At 34.7% G+C, this 18,330-nt stretch carries 25 protein-coding genes and 2 tRNA genes; 11 read left to right on the top strand and 16 right to left on the bottom strand.

The features are described 5' to 3' along the window. Window positions 1-190: 190 nt before the first annotated feature. On the bottom strand, window positions 191-313 hold the full coding sequence (locus tag ACOQN3_RS09205; RefSeq protein ID WP_420546161.1) for a hypothetical protein: 123 nt from the start codon (window positions 311-313) through the stop codon (window positions 191-193). Between the two features lie 121 nt (window positions 314-434). Next, window positions 435-863, bottom strand: a complete 429-nt coding sequence (locus tag ACOQN3_RS09200; RefSeq protein WP_420546160.1) for a hypothetical protein — start codon at window positions 861-863, stop codon at window positions 435-437. Window positions 864-1,138: 275 nt separating this feature from the next. Here ACOQN3_RS09200 and ACOQN3_RS09195 point away from each other — a divergent pair, with 275 nt between their 5' ends. Continuing rightward, window positions 1,139-1,693, top strand: coding sequence for a hypothetical protein (locus ACOQN3_RS09195; protein ID WP_420546159.1), 555 nt, complete (start codon window positions 1,139-1,141; stop codon window positions 1,691-1,693). Between the two features lie 5 nt (window positions 1,694-1,698). Here the strand turns inward: ACOQN3_RS09195 and ACOQN3_RS09190 are convergent, their stop codons facing one another. Continuing rightward, window positions 1,699-1,914, bottom strand: coding sequence for a hypothetical protein (locus tag ACOQN3_RS09190; RefSeq protein WP_420546158.1), 216 nt, complete (start codon window positions 1,912-1,914; stop codon window positions 1,699-1,701). A 176-nt stretch (window positions 1,915-2,090) separates the two neighbouring features. On the opposite strand from ACOQN3_RS09190, the gene ACOQN3_RS09185 reads away from it, so the two are divergent. Both ACOQN3_RS09185 and ACOQN3_RS09180 read left to right on the top strand, forming a co-directional pair. Then, window positions 2,091-2,369, top strand: coding sequence for a hypothetical protein (locus tag ACOQN3_RS09185; RefSeq protein WP_420546157.1), 279 nt, complete (start codon window positions 2,091-2,093; stop codon window positions 2,367-2,369). Between the two features lie 205 nt (window positions 2,370-2,574). Further along, window positions 2,575-3,387, top strand: coding sequence for a ParB/RepB/Spo0J family partition protein (locus tag ACOQN3_RS09180; protein WP_420546156.1), 813 nt, complete (start codon window positions 2,575-2,577; stop codon window positions 3,385-3,387). Window positions 3,388-3,837: 450 nt separating this feature from the next. Here the strand turns inward: ACOQN3_RS09180 and ACOQN3_RS09175 are convergent, their stop codons facing one another. Next, complete coding sequence (locus tag ACOQN3_RS09175) at window positions 3,838-3,993, bottom strand: hypothetical protein (protein ID WP_420546155.1); 156 nt, start codon at window positions 3,991-3,993, stop codon at window positions 3,838-3,840. Window positions 3,994-4,079: 86 nt separating this feature from the next. Between ACOQN3_RS09175 and ACOQN3_RS09170 the strand changes: the two genes are divergently transcribed. Genes ACOQN3_RS09170 through ACOQN3_RS09160 form a run of 3 tightly spaced genes read left to right on the top strand, consistent with a single transcriptional unit; the run spans window position 4,080 to window position 5,554 of the window. Beyond that, window positions 4,080-4,424, top strand: coding sequence for a hypothetical protein (locus ACOQN3_RS09170; protein ID WP_420546154.1), 345 nt, complete (start codon window positions 4,080-4,082; stop codon window positions 4,422-4,424). 37 nt (window positions 4,425-4,461) lie between these two features. Beyond that, window positions 4,462-5,277 carry a hypothetical protein gene (locus tag ACOQN3_RS09165; RefSeq protein ID WP_420546153.1) on the top strand — a complete coding sequence of 272 codons (816 nt, stop codon included), beginning with the start codon at window positions 4,462-4,464 and terminating at the stop codon, window positions 5,275-5,277. Window positions 5,278-5,308: 31 nt separating this feature from the next. Further along, window positions 5,309-5,554 carry a type II toxin-antitoxin system HicB family antitoxin gene (locus ACOQN3_RS09160; protein ID WP_420546152.1) on the top strand — a complete coding sequence of 82 codons (246 nt, stop codon included), beginning with the start codon at window positions 5,309-5,311 and terminating at the stop codon, window positions 5,552-5,554. Window positions 5,555-5,596: 42 nt separating this feature from the next. Here the strand turns inward: ACOQN3_RS09160 and ACOQN3_RS09155 are convergent. The 3 genes from ACOQN3_RS09155 to ACOQN3_RS09145 all read right to left on the bottom strand — a co-directional run bounded on the left by ACOQN3_RS09155 (window position 5,597) and on the right by ACOQN3_RS09145 (window position 8,172). Continuing rightward, a tRNA-Ile gene (locus ACOQN3_RS09155) sits at window positions 5,597-5,690 on the bottom strand. A 54-nt stretch (window positions 5,691-5,744) separates the two neighbouring features. Then, window positions 5,745-7,607, bottom strand: a complete 1,863-nt coding sequence (locus tag ACOQN3_RS09150; protein WP_420546151.1) for a hypothetical protein — start codon at window positions 7,605-7,607, stop codon at window positions 5,745-5,747. Between the two features lie 55 nt (window positions 7,608-7,662). Then, window positions 7,663-8,172, bottom strand: coding sequence for a DUF2299 family protein (locus ACOQN3_RS09145; RefSeq protein ID WP_420546150.1), 510 nt, complete (start codon window positions 8,170-8,172; stop codon window positions 7,663-7,665). Between the two features lie 101 nt (window positions 8,173-8,273). Here ACOQN3_RS09145 and ACOQN3_RS09140 point away from each other — a divergent pair, with 101 nt between their 5' ends. Then, window positions 8,274-8,405 (top strand): hypothetical protein, encoded by a 132-nt coding sequence (locus ACOQN3_RS09140; RefSeq protein WP_420546149.1) that lies wholly within the window; start codon window positions 8,274-8,276, stop codon window positions 8,403-8,405. Here the strand turns inward: ACOQN3_RS09140 and ACOQN3_RS09135 are convergent. From ACOQN3_RS09135 to ACOQN3_RS09110, 6 genes are all read right to left on the bottom strand, one after another. Then, on the bottom strand, window positions 8,402-8,845 hold the full coding sequence (locus ACOQN3_RS09135; RefSeq protein WP_420546148.1) for a Fic family protein: 444 nt from the start codon (window positions 8,843-8,845) through the stop codon (window positions 8,402-8,404). The two genes, ACOQN3_RS09140 and ACOQN3_RS09135, sit on opposite strands and share 4 nt — an antisense overlap. A 129-nt stretch (window positions 8,846-8,974) precedes the next feature. Continuing rightward, entirely contained in the window at window positions 8,975-10,252 is a 1,278-nt protein-coding gene (locus tag ACOQN3_RS09130) for a VirB4 family type IV secretion system protein (RefSeq protein ID WP_420546147.1), read from the bottom strand. Continuing rightward, window positions 10,249-10,587 (bottom strand): hypothetical protein, encoded by a 339-nt coding sequence (locus tag ACOQN3_RS09125; protein WP_420546146.1) that lies wholly within the window; start codon window positions 10,585-10,587, stop codon window positions 10,249-10,251. Before ACOQN3_RS09125 ends, ACOQN3_RS09130 begins: the two co-directional genes overlap by 4 nt. A gap of 45 nt (window positions 10,588-10,632) precedes the next feature. After that, window positions 10,633-10,707: transfer RNA gene (locus ACOQN3_RS09120), tRNA-Arg, on the bottom strand. 33 nt (window positions 10,708-10,740) lie between these two features. Beyond that, entirely contained in the window at window positions 10,741-11,586 is an 846-nt protein-coding gene (locus ACOQN3_RS09115; protein ID WP_420546145.1) for a DNA-3-methyladenine glycosylase 2, read from the bottom strand. 1 nt (window position 11,587) lies between these two features. Continuing rightward, a complete protein-coding gene (locus tag ACOQN3_RS09110) occupies window positions 11,588-12,853 on the bottom strand; it encodes an MBL fold metallo-hydrolase (RefSeq protein ID WP_420546144.1) in 1,266 nt (421 codons plus the stop codon). Between the two features lie 113 nt (window positions 12,854-12,966). Here ACOQN3_RS09110 and ACOQN3_RS09105 point away from each other — a divergent pair, with 113 nt between their 5' ends. Continuing rightward, on the top strand, window positions 12,967-13,179 hold the full coding sequence (locus tag ACOQN3_RS09105; protein ID WP_420546143.1) for a hypothetical protein: 213 nt from the start codon (window positions 12,967-12,969) through the stop codon (window positions 13,177-13,179). A 139-nt stretch (window positions 13,180-13,318) separates the two neighbouring features. Continuing rightward, window positions 13,319-13,621: an ATP-binding protein gene (locus ACOQN3_RS09100; RefSeq protein ID WP_007403030.1), complete on the top strand. Its 303-nt coding sequence runs from the start codon at window positions 13,319-13,321 to the stop codon at window positions 13,619-13,621. A gap of 42 nt (window positions 13,622-13,663) precedes the next feature. Here ACOQN3_RS09100 and tgtA read toward each other — a convergent pair whose 3' ends face one another. Together tgtA and ACOQN3_RS09090 are read right to left on the bottom strand one after the other, a co-directional pair. Then, window positions 13,664-15,175 (bottom strand): tRNA guanosine(15) transglycosylase TgtA, encoded by a 1,512-nt coding sequence (tgtA, locus tag ACOQN3_RS09095; RefSeq protein ID WP_420546142.1) that lies wholly within the window; start codon window positions 15,173-15,175, stop codon window positions 13,664-13,666. A gap of 31 nt (window positions 15,176-15,206) precedes the next feature. Further along, window positions 15,207-15,755 (bottom strand): adenylate kinase family protein, encoded by a 549-nt coding sequence (locus ACOQN3_RS09090; RefSeq protein WP_420546141.1) that lies wholly within the window; start codon window positions 15,753-15,755, stop codon window positions 15,207-15,209. Between the two features lie 72 nt (window positions 15,756-15,827). On the opposite strand from ACOQN3_RS09090, the gene ACOQN3_RS09085 reads away from it, so the two are divergent. Together ACOQN3_RS09085 and kae1 are read left to right on the top strand one after the other, a co-directional pair. Beyond that, on the top strand, window positions 15,828-17,015 hold the full coding sequence (locus tag ACOQN3_RS09085; RefSeq protein WP_420546140.1) for a redox-regulated ATPase YchF: 1,188 nt from the start codon (window positions 15,828-15,830) through the stop codon (window positions 17,013-17,015). A gap of 1 nt (window position 17,016) precedes the next feature. Beyond that, the gene (kae1, locus tag ACOQN3_RS09080) at window positions 17,017-18,000 is read left to right on the top strand and encodes a KEOPS complex N(6)-L-threonylcarbamoyladenine synthase Kae1 (protein WP_420546139.1); all 984 of its coding nucleotides are present in this window, start codon (window positions 17,017-17,019) and stop codon (window positions 17,998-18,000) included. Here kae1 and ACOQN3_RS09075 read toward each other — a convergent pair. Next, a complete protein-coding gene (locus ACOQN3_RS09075) occupies window positions 17,994-18,320 on the bottom strand; it encodes a hypothetical protein (RefSeq protein ID WP_420546138.1) in 327 nt (108 codons plus the stop codon). The two genes, kae1 and ACOQN3_RS09075, sit on opposite strands and share 7 nt — an antisense overlap. Window positions 18,321-18,330 lie beyond the last annotated feature (10 nt).

Genomic DNA, 18,330 nt, shown 5'->3' with positions numbered 1-18,330 from the left:
ATTGGAAAAGGACATTGAATGTGAGATTTCTAATCAAGTTTCTGAAATGAAATAACAAAATTACCCAAAGTATTTTTAAGGAGATCAACTAATTATTAGGTAAGCGTTGTGACCTATGGTCACAATGAAAAGATGATGCGGAGATTCTCCCCTAGCCTTTTCGCTTATGGAAATATCTTCAAACCATAGCCTACTTCAATCTGTCCTTGATAGCATACCATTGATGTTCATTCACAGTTAGAGAAGACAAAACAAAATTCTCTGGATCATCAAAACTTGGTCTTGCTGATGAATCAAGATATGATAAATACATGTATGAATGATATTGAATTAAAAGTATTTAGAATTTCCTGAGTTGGTCGTGAGTTAAAACAATACGCTCTAGCAGTAGCATATTTTGATGAAATTGTTTTCCAGTATTTTTCAAAAAGTCGCTAGTTGTGATGTTCTCGAATTGTTCTAAGAATCACTCCAAGGAATTCTTTTTTTGATGCAATCTGTACAACTGGATACTGAAAATGACATTGACATTCTCCCATACTACCACACTTGACTGACATTACAAAAAACGTTCTAACGTATCTTAGTCTTTCAATGTCTTTATGCATATTGAATTTATCTATTCCTGCCAAATGCAGTAATCCGATTTCAGACAAGTAGGATATTTTTCGATATACTGTAGCATCTGAAAATGGCAATTTTTTACATATATCCTTTGAGGATATTGGTTTTTGTGCAATGTCTAGAATTTGGTTTGCCTTTACATCTGTCATGCATTCTAGAAATTTTTTTGCAATAGGTTCTTGGCAATCAAGAAAGACATCTACACACTTGCCATCTTGGGCAACATGATTTATCATCATAGAACATCTACCTAAAGAAATTTCCTTTTCTGATTGATAGTGTTTTGCCCACAAAAAGAACATGTCTTGTAATCATAAAGTTTTATAGATTTTACAAAAATCCTCAAGATATGAATACGAAATATTTTTTTGTTTTTCATAAATAAAAAACTCACAAATAGAATAAAACAAGCATGCTAACGATGCTAGGAAATCCTAACAACGTTAGCATGATACTTAAATACACTATGATGTTATGCGTAATTCCTATAAATTTTGAATTTAAAAAAATGGCAATGGTGGTTGGAGATAATACTGCAACAGCTGCAGTTCAGTTTAATCTAAGAATTAAACCGGATACATTGGAAATTTTACAGCATGTTGCAAAGGGATTAAATCTGACTCCTAGTAGTTTGGGAGCAAAAATAATCACTGATTACCTGGAATTTTATTATTACAAAATACAAAGAGGAGACATCATACTATCGCCATCGATTCTAAAGGCTGTGTTTAAGGCAATAGATCCAAAAAAAATTGATCAAATCTCACATATCACTGCAAAACATATACTCTCTGAGATAAAATCTCAGGAAGGAAAAACAACCTACGATGTATTGGTGGGGCATTTTCTGAAATGGAATCATGGAAATCACATCGTATTTAACAAAATTTCACAAAAGGATTCTGATCTGTTTGTCTCAAAGCATTCAATCTGCAGAAATTGGTCTGAGATTCAGTGCAAGACGTATGCCAGTGTCTTTGAAATGGTAGGGCAAACCATTGTCAGTAAGGATTATGATTCTGATGACTCGTATTCACTAGAAGTTGCAAAGCCAGATCAAATTGTGTGATCAGACTAGATTCTCTTTACTTGTTGCAATATCATCAGTCGTTTTCTTGCATTGGTTCCCTTTGGTTTTGTTCTAAGTGGAGATCCGCAACATGGACAGTATTTGCCTTCCCAGTTAATGAAAATCCCACATGTTGAACATCGTTTCTGACCTGCGTCATATCTGCCATATGTGCGAGGTTTTTTTGCCTTGTATCTCTGACAGGTTCCTCTACAGGCCATTATTTTTACAGGAAAAATCTTGTGTTATAAATTTTAAAATTTATTCAAGTCAGATCTATAATTTCACGTAATTGTTTTTTCGTTGATTAATGGAAAAATGAATTAAAAAACTTGAGTTTATCTAGCAAAAATTATGATACACCGGATATTTAGCATTCTGTTTTTTGTTTTAGTTTATGGCAACAACAAAAAAGAAGAAACGTGCTGCTACTTCCAAACGAAAAACTATAAGTTCAAAACCCAAAAAGAAAACTGCTTCTGTCAAAAGATCAAAGCCAGCAAGCAAGGCAAAACGTCGAGCAACTCTGGTGGCAAACAAGAGAAAGAGAGAACTTGAAAAAGCAAACAACAAGATCAAGAGTTTGAAAAAGGCACTAAAAATTGCAGAAAAATCTGCAAAGAAAAAGAAGACAACTTGGCAACAAGCCGTAAAACGAGTATCTCAGACTCAGTAAGGGAGGAGTATCAAACAGTCATTTTTTATTTTTTTAAGTCTAGATGATAATCTTTTTTTTGATATTCATTTTGCAAACAAACTAACAGATCAAAATTAAATTTTAGACACTTTATGATAATGATATTTTACCAGTTTCTTTTTTCTTTTTTGTCAACTATGAAATACCAAGATTGTTTAACAAAAATCAAACATTTTGAGAACAAGTGGCAAAAAGACGTTACAAACCTCCAATATCCTATCGTTTGCGAGAAATTCCAACAAAACAGGTCAAGGTTTGGAAGGATGCGCAGGCAAGAAAGCTAGACAGAGAGGGAATAACAGAGCTTGCAAAATCAATCAGAAATGAAGGTCTGCAGAATCCGCCAATGGTGCAAAAAGAGTCAAAGAATTCATACCTTTTGATGTCAGGCCAGAGAAGGCTTGCTGCCCTCAAAAGAATAGGTGCAAAAAAGATACCCGTGTTGCTGCTCACTCAAAATACAAAATATGACCTGGAAAATGCAAAGGCAGCATCTGTAATTGAAAACCTGCACAGAAACAAGATGAATACCAAAGATATGACTCAAGCGTGCGTCTTTTTGGCAGAATCAGTCGGTAAGGCAAAGGCAGCCCAATCATTAGGAATATCACAGCAAACCCTCAGAAAATACCTTGGATTTGCAGCAGTTCCAGACAGACTAAAACAATACGTCCCAAAGGAACTATCACGTGATGATATTACTAAACTATATCAGATAATTCCTAGTCTCTCAAAAGCTGCAAGAATTGCAGAGAAGATAATTCCACTAGACCAGAAGCTTCGTAAGAAATATCTTCAAATTTTAACAAAAAGTCCAAAGTCCTCTCATCTTAAGATCCTCAAGAAAGCAAAGGCAGGATTGCTCCAACAAAAAGTCACTGTAGAATTAAACAAGACCAATGCTAAAAAACTGCAAAGAATGGCTGCCAGAAATGACATCGAGATAGCAGAGATGGCAGACAGAATAATGTCAGATTATCTTAAGAAAAGAAGATGATGACAATAGATGAATCCAAGCTAAATTCTTTTGATACTGTTTTCATTTCTGCGCTTTGATGAACTAACCTTTAGTAAATATCTGCAACACGGACAACGATTTGACTCAATCTTCATAAACAACGCGCAATAAGAGCAGTACTTTTGTCCTGCCTCATACCTTGATACTCCTGGTGGTTTTCCTGCTCTGTACCTTTGACAAATGTCGGTGCACTTCATCTTCTAATGAAGTTAGTTTTTTGGATAATTAATTTCAATGATACAAATTGATTTGACTCTGATCGAGATAAAATTAAATTCAAAAGTTCTAATCTCCAATTTGGAATGATATTTTATGATAGGAATGTGTTCAGTATGTTACTCTTCTGGAGTGTCAGTTGTTTTAGATGAGGACCAATTTCAGACAATTTGCGACAAGTGCAGAAAGTAGATTTTACATTTTCTAAAATAATTATACTTTTTCAATAATTAATTTTTTACCTGAGATCTTAATTGAAAGTATGTCATCAACTCTGAATGGAAATGCAGAATCACTATGAATTTCCTTAGGAATGTAAATGGTGTGTCTGTGTTTTGACACTTGTATTTTTGTGGTAGATTCAATCATTTTATTTCTTGTATAATTTATGACCTTATAAAGTATGCACAAATGTCTACACAATATTTATATTGTGTATATACCTTAGTATACACATGTCAAAACAAGTGTTTGAAATTAGAGAAACATCACATGAGCAGTCAAAAATACAAGGACATTACAGTATCCAAGATTTGATAGAATCAAATGTTAATGTTGGAAAATATGGATACAAATACATCAAGATTCAAAACTGTGAATCAAAATTGTCAGAGGAATTTATCTATCTTGGATTCACAAAGGCTGGAAATCCAAAATTTGGTCAGATAATTTCATTTGATTCTGGAATAGTCAGAGTTCAGAAAAGAATAGGAAAATTTGATGGAAAGCATTTGTCATGGATGGGCAGATTGTATCTAAAATCAATTGAGGAGATGAGAGGAGAATATTACATACAATGACTCAAAAGTCCTTTTATACAAATGGAGGTTATTGTAATTGAGTAATACAATGCTGTTAGGCCAGAAAAAACAAAAAACAAGAAAAGGTGTCCAGATTCCATTCTTAGAAAAATTATTAGATGAAAACAAAACAAACCTTGAACAAGCAGATTCCCAGTTTGATTCAACTGAAGGAAATCAAAAAGACAGATTACAAGTATTAGAGAAGATTAACAAAGCAAAATTAAACATTGAAGAACTAACAAAAGCAATTGAATATTCTAGAACACATGATTATTTCAGACATCCAAACATTCCACAATCAATTCCTGATGAACATGTATGGAATGATGCATGGTATGACGAGTCAAGAAAAGCTTGGGTTACATTAAATCAATATTTTATGAATTCTACAAATGCATCAGATAGAGAAATTCAACAAAAATACATTTCAGATAATGTCACAAATCCAGGAGTAATAATTGAAGAGGACAGAATTGAATTTAGAATGGGAGTTCCATCGTTTTTGACTAAAGATTCTGAGAATAGGCCCATTTGGTATGCTTGGCCTACATTGTATGACGTAATGTTAACAAAAGAAATGGCTCAGGGAAAAATATTTCCAGATTCACAAGAAAAATCATATCTTTACAGAACAGATTCAGATGCATATATCTCAATTCTTGGGGGATACTTAACAGAAGCTGAATATGAGTTTGCAAAAGAGTTTCACCCCTTCATGGTAAAAGAACCATTAGAAGTAGTAAGAGCAACATCGGGCAGATTATATGATGAGAAAGTTTACAAGAAACAGATTAAACAAATGGAAAAACAAAACAAAGAATGGGAAAAACAACAAAAGAAAAATAAATAATCATTAAATCATCAACACTATATTTCATATTATGAGTAAAATTTTTGATTTTACCATTCTTGTAAAGAAAGAAGATGAAGAAGGTTATTCAGGACAATGTTTAGAAATGCCAAGTGCCATCTCCCAAGCAGAAACAATTGAAGAATTAAAACAAAATATGCAAGAGGCAATCGAGCTTGTCTTACAAGACAACTTGAAGAGGATGGAGATCAACATGACAATTGATGAATTCAAAAAGAGAATAGAAGAAAAAAAGATAATAAAAGTTTCAGTGTAATGAGTAATCTTTTTTATTCAGTTTAACCTAGATCCCGTGTTGCGGTAGAGGTGGGATTTGAACCCACGAATGTCGCACGGGAGCAACACTACCGGTTATCAGTCGGTCGCTTTTGACCAAGCTGAGCCACTCTACCGACATTTCATTACAAAAATTATATTTAATCATGAGGTTCTTTTAAAAAAATAAATCAGAAAATATTTTGATTTTCTCCTCTCATTCTAGCAGCATCTACAATCTGTCCTGCACTTGCTGGATGTTCTCTCATCTGTTCTAGAATTCTTTGATCTACCTGATTTTGTATTTCGGGTTTTAGATTCTCAAAGTTTCTAACGTTGCTTCTTGCTACATCCAAGAATTCCTGTTGCTGTTCTGATGAATTACTCAAATCCACTCCTCTGCTTACGTTCTCAACATTATTCAATGCACCACCAAAGTCAGAAACTTGAGTAGCATTTGGAATGTTATCAGGCATTACAGCAGTTTCTGTCTGAATATTAATTTGAGGCTCCATTGCAGTCATGGAATTTCCAATATCATTTACAGAATGGTTTGCAGTTGTGTGTTGCCCAATCTCAATTCCTTTCTGGGTACCGACACCCTGAATGTCATTTACTATCGGGCGTACTATTTTGTCAGCGTGCATCATATGACCTGCAGACTGTACTGCACCTGCTGCCATTCCAGATCCAGCACCAAACAATCCTGCCTTACCATACGCTTTGAATTTCTCCCCGAAGGATAATGGAGTTTGTTGGATTGGATTATTTCCTGCAAGTCCAGATTGTTGTGGTTGTGGAGATCCACCAAATGCCATTGGTTGATTTCCTGTACCGCCACTGCTCATTGATGTTGCAGCACCACTGGTAAAGGTTCCAATTTGGCCAGATGTTAAACCACCGCCATTGCCACCTCCAAGTGCACCCATCTTGGATGCTCCCATTGCTCCTGCAGCTCCTGCCATTCCCATAGCAGCATTGCTCATCTGATTACTGGCATTGCTCATTCCAGTTAGAGCTCCTTGTCCTGCAGTTCCACCAATTATTGCTGCACCCATTATTGCAGTTGACATCATCTGTCCAACTTGTGTTGTTAATGTTCCAAGTATTGGTGCCAGAATTACAGGAGCAAATACTGCCAAGAATCCAACTGCCAAAGATGCAAACCAATCCTGCATTCCAGGTAGAACGGTACTATCCAAGTAAGCCATACCGGTTGTAAGTATTAGAGCAGAAAATATTGGCGCCAATGACAGACCAACCAAATTATTTACAACCAAATCCTTGAGTTTCCTAAACAACGGAATCAGTCCCAATACCAGTATCAATGGAATTGACATTGCAAATACCATTGTCAGCATTATTCTAATTGTACTAATTATGAAAGCCATTGCAGTCATGAACATCACTGCAAATCCCTTGAACAGTGCCAGGATTACATCCTTCATAATTCCTTGAGCAAATGCGCCAGGATCAACAAACGCGTTAGTCCATTCTGCAGGATCAAAGGCTCCTGGTGGAATTATTCCCCCCATGCTATTCCATAGATTGGCAGTCCTAGTTGCTGCATCCACACCGCCACTGTTAAAGTCGATTAGAGCCATTGCAGTACTCTCTATTGTTATTGCCCACAAATCCCACAAAAATGGAAATACAGCAAAAAATGGAATAAACAAGATTACTTTGCGCAACAGACGCCATGCAGTTCCCGGATTGACCCACTTTATCTGCTCTAGCAGTAATACCAAAACTGACAAGATTCCAATTACTATTAAAATAATAAACGAAAACACAAACAAACCAAAGTACAGTTCAGTTCTCTCATTTGATGCAGGGTTTCCATCTCCATCCAAGATCAGGTCTCCTGTCACATCATCATAGTCAAAGAACCGTGGCATCTCAGTTACCAGTTGCGGTATTAATGGACCGCCTACTGCAACTACTATCTGTGTAAGTACTATGATTGCTGTAAATATAATTAATCCGATTGCCAGCATCAGAGGTATAGTAAAGACAAAACCTTCATGCGATGATGATCTAAGATTTAGTTTCACAGAAAAACATGAATCATTTGCTTAAAAGGAGATCTAACTATCTTAATTTTTACAATTATCCATACATTGGAGACGAAGCATCTCCAAACCTTTGCCCAATGTTTTCATCATCTGGAACCAATTTCTGCATAAATGACCACAACATGAAAAGAACGGCGAATTTTATTTTCTGTATCATACTCATGAATATGCTGCGGGTCATATCATCTACATACACATTAGTTTTGATTTCTATTTCTTCTGGGCTTTTTTTATTTGGCAGTACTGTATGATCCACTTCAAATTTTAGCAATTCCCTTTGCAACCAACTCACAAATTTTAAACTCTCTTTTTCACCTAAATTTTTTAGTCCTTCTTTGATTTCTGTTGGAAACGTAGTTCTTACAGCAATCTGGATATATGGTGCTTCTTTTGGCTTTCCTATTTGAATCGGGATACCTAAAGAATATGGATTTACTAGAACCAAATGAAAATCTGTTTTGTCTGTGGTAAGATCTTCCACCTCAAATCTTTCTTCATTTAACCAATCCAGTATTTTGTTTAGTAATACTGATGGTGGTTTCACATTTCTTATAGTTGGAATATCTTTTTAATTATTCCTAATATCCAAAGAATTCTTTTCTTTGGATGGGAATATTTTTAATATGATAAAAAAGTAAAATCAGTATGGATTATGACCCAGATATGGACCAACCAGAATTAAATGGATTTGCCGAAGATGAACAAGAATTGATCAAAGCCATTGATAAAATAATGATTGAAAAACAACCTCATTTTGATAAACTAGCCAAACTTTAATTTTCTGTTTTTAATTCTACTATCTTTAAACACAAGAATTTTCTTAATTTTGGAAATATTGTATGTTTCTGCCCATCCATTGTATGAAGAGGACTAATTTCTAATTCTAACTGAATCAATGCATTGCTTTCTTCTTCTGTTCGTATTGGTAATTCATATCCATTGTTACGTAAAAAATAATCAGTTATTGCATCTGCAGTAGCTTTGTTTCCATTTTTGAACGGTTGTTCGTAAATAATTCCTCCTAAAAGATAACTTGCCTTTTCTATAATCCTAGCTTTTTTGTTCTCTATGTCATTATGAGAATTAACATCATTGAAAATTAATTCTAAAAGATCTTTATCATCAACTCCGTGTTCTTCTCCCCTATGTTTACAAATATGTTCATTGACTTTGACTATATTCTGAATTGCTTTTTTTGAAAATACTTCGTTCATCATACAATTTCTTTCTACTGTGATTTATTGATTAATCTTATTTCTATATGATGAGCTAGTAACCAAGATGGTTTTAACAATAATCAAATTTATTGTTGGTTTTAGTTCGTTGATCTTTTGAAGTCATTGATTTTATTCTGTAGTTGGTGTGGTATCAAACATCTCTCTTTCTTCTTCTGTTGGCTCAAACTTTGTCACCACCTTGTAGTCATCAGCCAAAAATAACGCCTGTCCTGCAGAGAATTTGGTAAGATAGTCTCTCTCATGCTCTGATAGTTTCAGAACATCTCGAGCATCATCAGCTGCCTGCTCGTTCAAACCAAGCATGATTTTTGTTGCCATATTGTCTATGATTTTACCAATTCCGCCTGAATCAGCTGCAATGTCATCCACTCTTTGGGATACGAAAACAAACATGATGTTCATCTTTCTTCCCATACGAACTATCATGTCAATGTACTTTGCAGTACGTGGCATCTTGAACATTCTCCATGCCTCATCAATTACGATAATCTTTCTAGTCTTTACCGGCAGATTATTGCAGATCTTGTAGATTTTGTTCAGTAACAACACAAGTATCATGGCTTCAGATTCTGAAGCAGTACTGCCTTTGCCCATAGAAAGAATTAATTTTTTCTGGGTTGTTATCTTTGGAGACCCGGACATTATCTTTGATAGTGGCCCGTCTATCAGATGCTCAAGATATGACTTGTCATCATCATCCAATAAATCATAGAATTCCCCCAAACTTTTTGCCTTGTCTGAATATTTCTGGAACTGAAACTTTGTCTTGTCAGGTGCATGTGTAATTTCACCTAGTATGTCAGCTGCATCAACTGGTTTTAGAATCTGGAACGGATCCAAACCCAATTCATCCTCACCTGTAATGTCAAGCTTTTCCATCTTTAGAAATTCTGCAATGGAACCATATTCATCTGTCGGATCGACAATATAGATATGAGAGTCTGGATATTTCTGTGATAATCTGTAGATTAGAATTTTTGTAGTGTATGACTTTCCACTACCTGATGTTCCAATGATTCCAACGTTTAGGTTAGTTCTCTTTAGAATATCAAAAATAACTGGACCCTTTGTTATGATGTTTCTGCCAACTGGAATTCCGTTTGGCAATTCCAGCATGTCAGCTGATGCAAAAGCATACAAAATACTACAACTACCTAAATCAAAGGTTAGTTTCTGCCCAAACCCTTCAAAGAATACTTGGGCCTGTTGTGCTGCCAACAGATGAAAAGATCCTTTTTGCTGTCTTGTCTTTTCGATAAACTTTCTCTCTTCTGATTTTAGCTGTGATTTGTCTCCAGTCATTACAGTACAGTTTACAATAATTTCGTACAGTTTTGTCTCACCCCTGTTAAGCAGATTTCTTGTGTTGATTGCCTTGTCTCTCAACTCTTTTGACTGTGTGCTGATTTTGGCAATGTCTGTGAGCTCATCTCTTTTTTCTCAACTAATTTTTTTTCTTCTTTGATGAAAGCAGCAATAATGTTTGTTGCAAGGTCTGGGTCTTTTTTTGCCAATGAAACAAAAAATTTCGATAATTCTTCTGGATTTCTATTTTTTGGTGTGATTTCTAAAGAATCTAAATACACTTGGTTTGGAACTAATTTCAAAAAAGAGTATAATGCATTTTTATATTTTCTTACAGTTTGTGGACTTCTTATTCCATCCAAGAATTGTTGGTAAGGTTCATTACGTAAATTAATTTTGTCAAGTGATATTTCCATGGTATAATATACGGGTGGGCCGTAAATAAGTACTAATTTGGGTACCGGGCCCAAAGGGCTTCGATCCCTTGACCATTGGATTAGAAGTCCAACACTCTATCCATGCTGAGCTATGGGCCCAAAAACCTAGCAAATAATTACCATTTTAAGGGTTTACAGCCATTTTTTTTGATAGTTCTCTCTTTCCATTTTAAAGAGGAATTGCTGGGCATATCCAGCAAAAGGTCCAAAATGATTTCTAATTTTTTCATGTAGTATGGAATATTGTTTTTCTGTTATTGTTTTTGTTTTTATTTCAAATTTATTACGGTAATATTTTTGCAAAATTCTAATCATCCATCTGTCAATTGGAAATGCTTCTAACTTGTTTAGTGAAAATAATAATATACAATCCGCTACTTTGTTACCTATTCCAGAAATCAAACAAATCTCTTTTTTTGCATCTTGATAATTGATTTTTTTGAGATTTTCAAAATTTATCTCTCCTGAATAGATTTTTTCTGCTGCATCTTTGATGAACTTTGCACGATAACCCACTCCACATTTTTGAATTTCACCTAATGATGCATTGAGAATCTGCTCTGGAGTTGGAAATAAAAAAAATTCTTCCTTTTCAAATTCGACTTTACTGCCAAATTTCTTTGATATATTTTCTAAATTCAACTTGATCTTTTGTATGTTGGAATTTGAAGACACAATAAAAGAAATCGTGCATTGAAACGGATCTTGTTCAAGTATTCTAAGTCCTTGGAATTGATTTATTGCTTTTTTTGTTGTCTTGTCCCTGGAAATTGATTTTAGAATCTTGTCTAGATTGTCTTTTTTTCTAAAAAAGTCTGTATTGGTATTGGAATCATATAATTTTATTTTTCCAGAATTGTTGACTCTGAGTATGTTTTGGCCATTTATCCCATACCAGTATTGCCTTTTTTTCCTCCAAAGGAAAACTTGGCCGCTGTTGATTGAATTTTCAACATCAACTATTTCATTGATGCTCATTTTAGATTGTAATTGTTTCATTAACTTTTGGTGCATATGCATCTAGCCCAAATCTTTCATGAATTTCATTGGCAAAAGTGTTACAAGATTCTGAATCCCCATGAACCGTTAGCACCCTTGGATTTCCTTCGATTCTTTTTATCATTTCAAATAATTCGCTTCTATCTGCATGTCCTGAGAACTCAAACTGTTTAACTTCGGCCCTTACATTCATCTCCTTTCCTCTGGTTGACACTTTTCCTGTATCCAACAACTTTCGTCCAGGAGTCCCTTCTCCCTGATATGATACTAGTGCAATTCCGTTTTTATCATCAAAAGCTAACTGTTGCAAATAGTATACTGCGTTACCTCCAACTAACATTCCAGCTGGTGAGATTACTACGCATGGCTCTTCCATTGCCCGTTTTCGTTCACTATGTTCCCTAACTGCAATTGCGTCATTTATTGCATCTGCAAAGACTTTTGGATCTCTTAGATATTCTGGATGTCTAAACATAATATCATTTACTTTGAGTGCCATTCCATCCATGATAATCCTGTGTTTGAAATTTGCATCTTTTAAAATACAAGCCATTTCTTGTGACCTCTCAACTGAAAATGATGGAATGAATAATGTCCCTTTTCTGTCCATTACTTCATTTGCAAACTCGATTAACTCCTTTTCTGATTCTTTTCTTGGTTTCTGCTCAGTTTGAGAATATGTGCTCTCTGTAATGAGTAAGTCAATTTCCCCAACGTCAAAATCTGCTTCACGGAGCATTCTAGATCCATTTGTTTTGATATCACCTGTGTAAAACATACGTTTATTCTCTGATTCTACTATGACTGTACTCCCGCCGATAACGTGTCCTGATTCTCTTAATTCAAAAGATGCATTTCCTTTTGTAATTTTTTGCTTGAATCCCACTTCTTTGGCATTTCTCATCATGTTATTTAGTTCAGGTAAATCAAAGGGATGTGAGTTTTTTTCTATCTTTAACATGTCTTCAATCAACAGTTTTGAGAGATCAAAAGTAGGTGGAGTGGCATAAACGTCCGTATTGCCGCTTACAAATAGGGATGGAACATTTCCTGAGTGGTCTAAGTGTGCATGAGTAATGATGATTGCATCTATATCCTTGGGTTTGACGTGCAGCGGATACGATGGTGGTGTTCCTCGCCTTCCAAACATTACCCCGTAGTCAAGTAACAGATTTGTTCCATTACAGTCTACTAAAAATCCTGATCTGCCTACTTCGTTTGCAGCCCCTAAAACTTTTACATCCAAGGATTTTCATGATTTTACATCTACGTTAAAACCTTGTTAGATCTAGGACGATCATTGTGTCTGTCGTAGAATCTACAAAAGCTTTAATTAGTGTAAGCTAAGATCCAAACCTCATGGGAAGAACTTTCGCAGAGTGGTTGGCAACACAAGACCAAGCAGTCGTCGCTAAAACACGTGCAGGTGACGAGGCAAACAAACCACTGCTTAACCAAATTAACTGGCTTTGGGTTAACAATCTGATGAATCAGAAAGCTGATCTAAATCCTTCTTCTGCAGAATTACTTGACTGGGTTACTTCTGGTCAAATAGACGCAATGAGAAAATAAACGTGAAAATCACGTTATCTTTTTGTTTTTTAAATTTAATCAACTAGACTCTGTTCATTTTTCTTTGCGATCAATTTCATAACAGGGTTATGAATTTCAATCATGGTTTAAATAGTAACCAAGCAATGATCAATTTGTAATGCCAATAGCAATACTTCCAGACATTGATGAACAAAGATGTATCGGATGTGCACTATGTGTAGAAATCTGTACAACTCTTGGTCCAGATGTCCTTAGAGTAAAACCAGTTGAAGGCTGGAAGAGAGGTAAAGCATTTGTCTTTTACCCAGAGAGATGTATTTCTGACGGTGCATGCATCGGTGTGTGCCCAACAAAATCCATCTTTTGGATGAGACCAATGAATTACACTGCTGGACAACCAGTACCTCTTCACAAAAACGGTATCTTCATCAAAGGTTGGGCAGAAGACGCAGCACTGTAAAAAGTCTGAATCTTTTAGCACATTCTTTTTTCTTATTTTTAATCAAGAGAAAGATTTTCTCTTTATGTCTTTAGGCAAACTCTTGACAAAGTATTTTAAAAAATCATCTTTTTTGTCATAGTGTATTTCTGAAAATTTGTTGTTGTTAAAGAATTTTTCCCATGTTTTTTCAAAGACCGGAAACTCTTTTGGTTCAAAATCTATTCTACTGGTCTCGTGGTGTGCAGCAGGAAAAATATCTGAAATCTCTATTGGTATTAATCCTAATTGAGGATTGTATTGACATACTTGCATTGAATCAAATTCTTTGAATTTTATTTTTAGATTTGCGTATTTGCTTGAAAGGTAACCTGGTTTTGTCTTGTACTCTTTAATCACTACTAATTTCTTTTTCTTTGATTTGAATTTTCGAACAATACTGTGATATGCATGCACTTCTGGTCTAAATTGATCTTCTTTATCAAACAAGAAAATTGCCTTGTTCTTGAATTTTGGTGTGCCTGCAGCAAGGAATTCATGATTTTTGGTCATGACTTCAACCATTTCAAATAATTTTGGATGAGCCCTTGCTTTTTTTAACACATACTCCCATAATCTTCCTTCATAAATTGCCTGTTTTACATTATCTACTTCTTTTTTAATTACATACAAGTTATGGATGGCTAACTGATTAATTTTATCGACTTCGTTGATTTGCATTAATTCCTCAGGCGTATATTTTCTGCACACTTCACAATTACATGGAAATACTTTAATTTCTGATAGGTATCTTGTTCCATCTTCGGTAATGTATCTTTGCTGTTTTGCATAGAGCATGTATGAGGCAGAATCAAATGTATCGCATCCAAGAGCCACTGCAAACGGAATAGTTAGTGGGTGTCCTGCTCCAAATAGATGTAATGGAATTGATGCAGGCATTTGTTTTTTTGCTGCTACTATCATTTCTGCTAACAATTTGTACTCATATGATTCCATAAATTCAACAGGACTACCTAAGGCCAACATGTTATAACCAATTTTTACCAATTCTTTTGTTGACTTTGCAACAAGATCAAAATGTTCTCCTCCTTGTATTGGTCCAATCCAAATCTGACCATTGTTTGTACTATCATCTAGTGTTTGTTTTGAAACTTTTAGGGTGTGGTTTACAAAGGCTTTTGCTTGTTTGATTGGTAATCCAAAACCTGTGGGTTTGTCAAGTGGAATTGCAAAATCTGTCATTATTCCTTTTTCAAAATTTGCCATTTCTGAAGGTGCCACATCAACGTCCCCGTATTCTAAAACTTGATAACCACCAGAGTCTGTCATGATTGCTCCGTCAAAATTTATTATTTTGTGAATTCCTTTTTTTATTGCCTCATCTCCATAATTGTTCATAGTAATGTATGCATTTGTAATCACCATTTCAAATCCTATTTCTCGAATTTTTTCTGATGGAATTGTTTGTTTTACTGGGTGAATAACCGGAACGTATGCTGGAGTTTCAATTTTTCCGTGATTTGTGTGAATTACTCCTATTCTTCCAGCTAAATCTGTCTTTGATATTTCAAACAAGTAATTTTATCAATTTCTAGGTATTATTTAATCAATCAACAAAAAATTTTTTTAAATCATTGTTTTTTCTGACCATCTCTAGCCAATCTATCTGCTCATTAATTTTTTTATTTGAAATTATATCCATTGTGATTTTTGTTACTTCGTTAATAGTTCTACCACTAACGTTAACTTGAAAAGATTTCTCTTGAAATTTTGTAAACGCATCATATGCAATAATTCCTAATATTTCGCTTCCAGTATTTTCTTTACTTTTCTTATCACTGTATTTTCGTTCTTTGTATACTTCTAACAAATCATATGGGCTTCTTCTTAGAATAATTATCTTTTCTGTATTCTCTTTAGAAATGACATATGGAGCTAAATGCCCAACTATTACTGTCTTTTTAGAAATTTTAGGTTCAAGAATTTTCTCTAATTCAAAAATGTCTACATCATTTGTCTCGTTTATTTTTTCAAACAATCCTGACTTATTCGCTATTTCATTAATGTCGATAATAGGTAAATCTAGATTTTTTGCAATTTCATGTGCAATAGTATGCTTTCCAACTCCTGGGTTTCCAGTAACTACAATTGACATGCTCTGTAAAACAAAGAGCCTCATTAAACAATTTCTGCAATACTAATAAGTAGACACAAGTTTCTCATTGTGATGCAAATTGGTTTATTAGGAAAGGCAAATGTTGGAAAATCTACTTTTTTCTCAGCTGCAACTGAAACTACTGTAGCTTCGGGAAACTTTCCTTTTACAACTATTGAACCAAACATAGGTGTAGCATATGTGACAGCCGAATGTGCTTGTCAACATTTTGAGATTGAACACAATAATGATTTATGTAAAAAAGGAATACGTTACATTCCTGTTAAAATTATAGACATTGCAGGTTTAGTTCCAGGTGCACATGAAGGCAAAGGATTGGGAAATCAATTTCTGGATGATGCAAGACAGGCAGAAATCTTAATTCATGTGGTGGATATTGCAGGTACAACTGATATTCAAGGACAGCCTGTATCTGTTGGAACACATAATCCTCTAGAAGATGTAAAATTTGTTCAAGATGAATTTGATCAATGGTTTATTGATATCCTGAAACGAGAATGGGATAAGATTATCCGTGAAATTGATCAAAAGAGAGCAAAACTTACTGATGGCATTGCCAAACGATTTTCAGGATTAGGTGTCAAAGATTATCAGGTACAAGAAGTTTTACAAAAATTATCCCTCATTTCAAAAAATCCAAAAGAATGGTCTGATTCTGACATTGAAACATTTGTAAAAGATTTAAGAAAGAATACCAAGCCAATGATCATTGCTGCAAATAAGGCCGATCTTTGCAAAGATCTTGATATTATCAATGAAATATCTGAAGTTGTTGTTCCTTGTAGTGCAGAAACAGAATTGCTTTTGAGAAAAGCGACCAAAGCTGGAATTATCAATTATTTTCCAGGACAAGAAGGTTTTACAATAAACGAAGAAAAAGAAATTTTGCCTCCACAAAAAAAGGCACTTGACTTGGTAGCTTCTGTATTTAAAAAAATTCCTTCAACTGGAATTCAAAAAATTCTAAATTCAGCCGTGTTTGATTCATTGAACTTCATCGTTGTTTATCCTGTAGAAGATGAAACTAAACTTACAAACAAAGATGGTGTAGTTTTACCTGATACAAAACTACTGCCCAAGGATTCTACTGCAAAAGATTTAGCAAGCTTAATTCATGCTGATATTGCCAAGGGCTTTCTACATGCAATTGATTGTAAAACTAAACAGAGAATTAGTGGAGATCAAAAATTAAAAAATGGTGATGTGATAAAAATTGTATCAACATTAAGTAGAGGATGATATGTTAGGTCTGGGAATTGAAAGTACTGCACACACATTTTCATGTGCCATCATTAAGAAGGATGGAAAAAAAGGAGAAATCCTATCTGATGTCAGACGGATTTTCCGTCCCTCAAGTGGTGAGGGAATTCATCCAAGAGAGGCATCTCGTCATCATATCGAAAATAGCTCAATAGTATTATCTGAATGTCTAAATGAGGCTAATGTGACCATAAAGGACTTGGATCTAATATCCTATGCTGCAGGTCCTGGACTGGGACCTTGTCTGCGAGTAGGTGCCGTGGTTGCCAGATCCTTATCGTCGTTTTATAAAATTCCAATATATCCTGTAAATCATGCAATTGGACATATTGAATTGGGCAAACTACTAACTGGTGCAACTAACCCTCTGGTACTTTTAGTCTCTGGCGGGCATACAATGCTTTTGGCATTCTTGAATAAACAATGGCGAGTTTTTGGTGAAACTCTGGATATTACTTTAGGTCAATTACTAGATCAGTTCGGACGATCTATTGGATTTGCATCACCTTGTGGAAAAAATATCGAGAACCTTGCATCTGAATCATCTGATTATGTTCAATTACCTTATTCTGTAAAAGGAAACGATGTGTCTTTTTCAGGATTACTTTCTGCAACTAAATCTATTTCCAAAAAAGATAAAACATCTGCATGCTATTCTTTGCAGGAAACAGCATTTGCAATGATTTGTGAAGCTGTAGAACGTGCAATATCTTTTACCCGCAAAAAAGAATTAATGATTGTTGGAGGCGTTGCTGCCAACAAACGATTATCCGAAATGTTACATGATGTTTGTAACCGACACAAATGCAAACTTTTCGTTGTGCCAATAAAATATGCAGGAGACTGTGGAAGTCAAATTTGTTGGACTGGACTTTTAGAATCACAAGTAAATAGCGGAGTTCCAATACAAGACACTTTTGTTACTCAATCTTGGAGACTAGATTCCGTTAAAGTAAATTACTGATTTTTATTTTCATCAATGGCATTTTCAATACTCTTAAGCCAAGAATTTGTACTAAATACACCAAATTTGTACGTTTGATTACCTTCATCTGTTTTTGCAGTAAAACAAATTTTCTTCATCAACAGACCTTCTTTCCAAGTTTTTGTGACATCCTTTAATTTTATATCTAAAATAGTATCTCCCATGTGTTTTGAGAAATCCATCATTCTTGCTCTTGTTTTGTCAAATGCCAATCTTTTGTTAGTTAATGTTAGAATCCCTGCTCCTAGATTATCTTCACTACAATCTTCTTGTTTTAGTTTTTTTTCTCCGTCATCCATGCTTAATTTT

This window comes from Candidatus Nitrosopumilus sp. (assembly GCF_965223225.1).
In the GTDB taxonomy this organism is placed as follows: domain Archaea; phylum Thermoproteota; class Nitrososphaeria; order Nitrososphaerales; family Nitrosopumilaceae; genus Nitrosopumilus.
Note: the sequence above shows the minus strand (reverse complement) of the source record. Positions and strands in the feature narration are given on the sequence as shown.

Excerpts from the sequence above, each read along its gene's own strand:
- ACOQN3_RS09205 (WP_420546161.1), bottom strand. The coding sequence starts at position 313 with ATGTATTTATCATATCTTGATTCATCAGCAAGACCAAGTTTTGATGAT.
- ACOQN3_RS09200 (WP_420546160.1), bottom strand. The coding sequence starts at position 863 with ATGATGATAAATCATGTTGCCCAAGATGGCAAGTGTGTAGATGTCTTT.
- ACOQN3_RS09195 (WP_420546159.1), top strand. The coding sequence starts at position 1,139 with ATGGTGGTTGGAGATAATACTGCAACAGCTGCAGTTCAGTTTAATCTA.
- ACOQN3_RS09190 (WP_420546158.1), bottom strand. The coding sequence starts at position 1,914 with ATGGCCTGTAGAGGAACCTGTCAGAGATACAAGGCAAAAAAACCTCGC.
- ACOQN3_RS09185 (WP_420546157.1), top strand. The coding sequence starts at position 2,091 with ATGGCAACAACAAAAAAGAAGAAACGTGCTGCTACTTCCAAACGAAAA.
- ACOQN3_RS09175 (WP_420546155.1), bottom strand. The coding sequence starts at position 3,993 with ATGATTGAATCTACCACAAAAATACAAGTGTCAAAACACAGACACACC.
- ACOQN3_RS09170 (WP_420546154.1), top strand. The coding sequence starts at position 4,080 with ATGTCAAAACAAGTGTTTGAAATTAGAGAAACATCACATGAGCAGTCA.
- ACOQN3_RS09160 (WP_420546152.1), top strand. The coding sequence starts at position 5,309 with ATGAGTAAAATTTTTGATTTTACCATTCTTGTAAAGAAAGAAGATGAA.
- ACOQN3_RS09140 (WP_420546149.1), top strand. The coding sequence starts at position 8,274 with ATGGATTATGACCCAGATATGGACCAACCAGAATTAAATGGATTTGCC.
- ACOQN3_RS09135 (WP_420546148.1), bottom strand. The coding sequence starts at position 8,845 with ATGATGAACGAAGTATTTTCAAAAAAAGCAATTCAGAATATAGTCAAA.
- ACOQN3_RS09125 (WP_420546146.1), bottom strand. The coding sequence starts at position 10,587 with ATGGAAATATCACTTGACAAAATTAATTTACGTAATGAACCTTACCAA.
- ACOQN3_RS09115 (WP_420546145.1), bottom strand. The coding sequence starts at position 11,586 with ATGAGCATCAATGAAATAGTTGATGTTGAAAATTCAATCAACAGCGGC.
- ACOQN3_RS09105 (WP_420546143.1), top strand. The coding sequence starts at position 12,967 with ATGGGAAGAACTTTCGCAGAGTGGTTGGCAACACAAGACCAAGCAGTC.
- ACOQN3_RS09100 (WP_007403030.1), top strand. The coding sequence starts at position 13,319 with ATGCCAATAGCAATACTTCCAGACATTGATGAACAAAGATGTATCGGA.
- ACOQN3_RS09090 (WP_420546141.1), bottom strand. The coding sequence starts at position 15,755 with ATGTCAATTGTAGTTACTGGAAACCCAGGAGTTGGAAAGCATACTATT.
- ACOQN3_RS09085 (WP_420546140.1), top strand. The coding sequence starts at position 15,828 with ATGCAAATTGGTTTATTAGGAAAGGCAAATGTTGGAAAATCTACTTTT.
- kae1 (WP_420546139.1), top strand. The coding sequence starts at position 17,017 with ATGTTAGGTCTGGGAATTGAAAGTACTGCACACACATTTTCATGTGCC.
- ACOQN3_RS09075 (WP_420546138.1), bottom strand. The coding sequence starts at position 18,320 with ATGGATGACGGAGAAAAAAAACTAAAACAAGAAGATTGTAGTGAAGAT.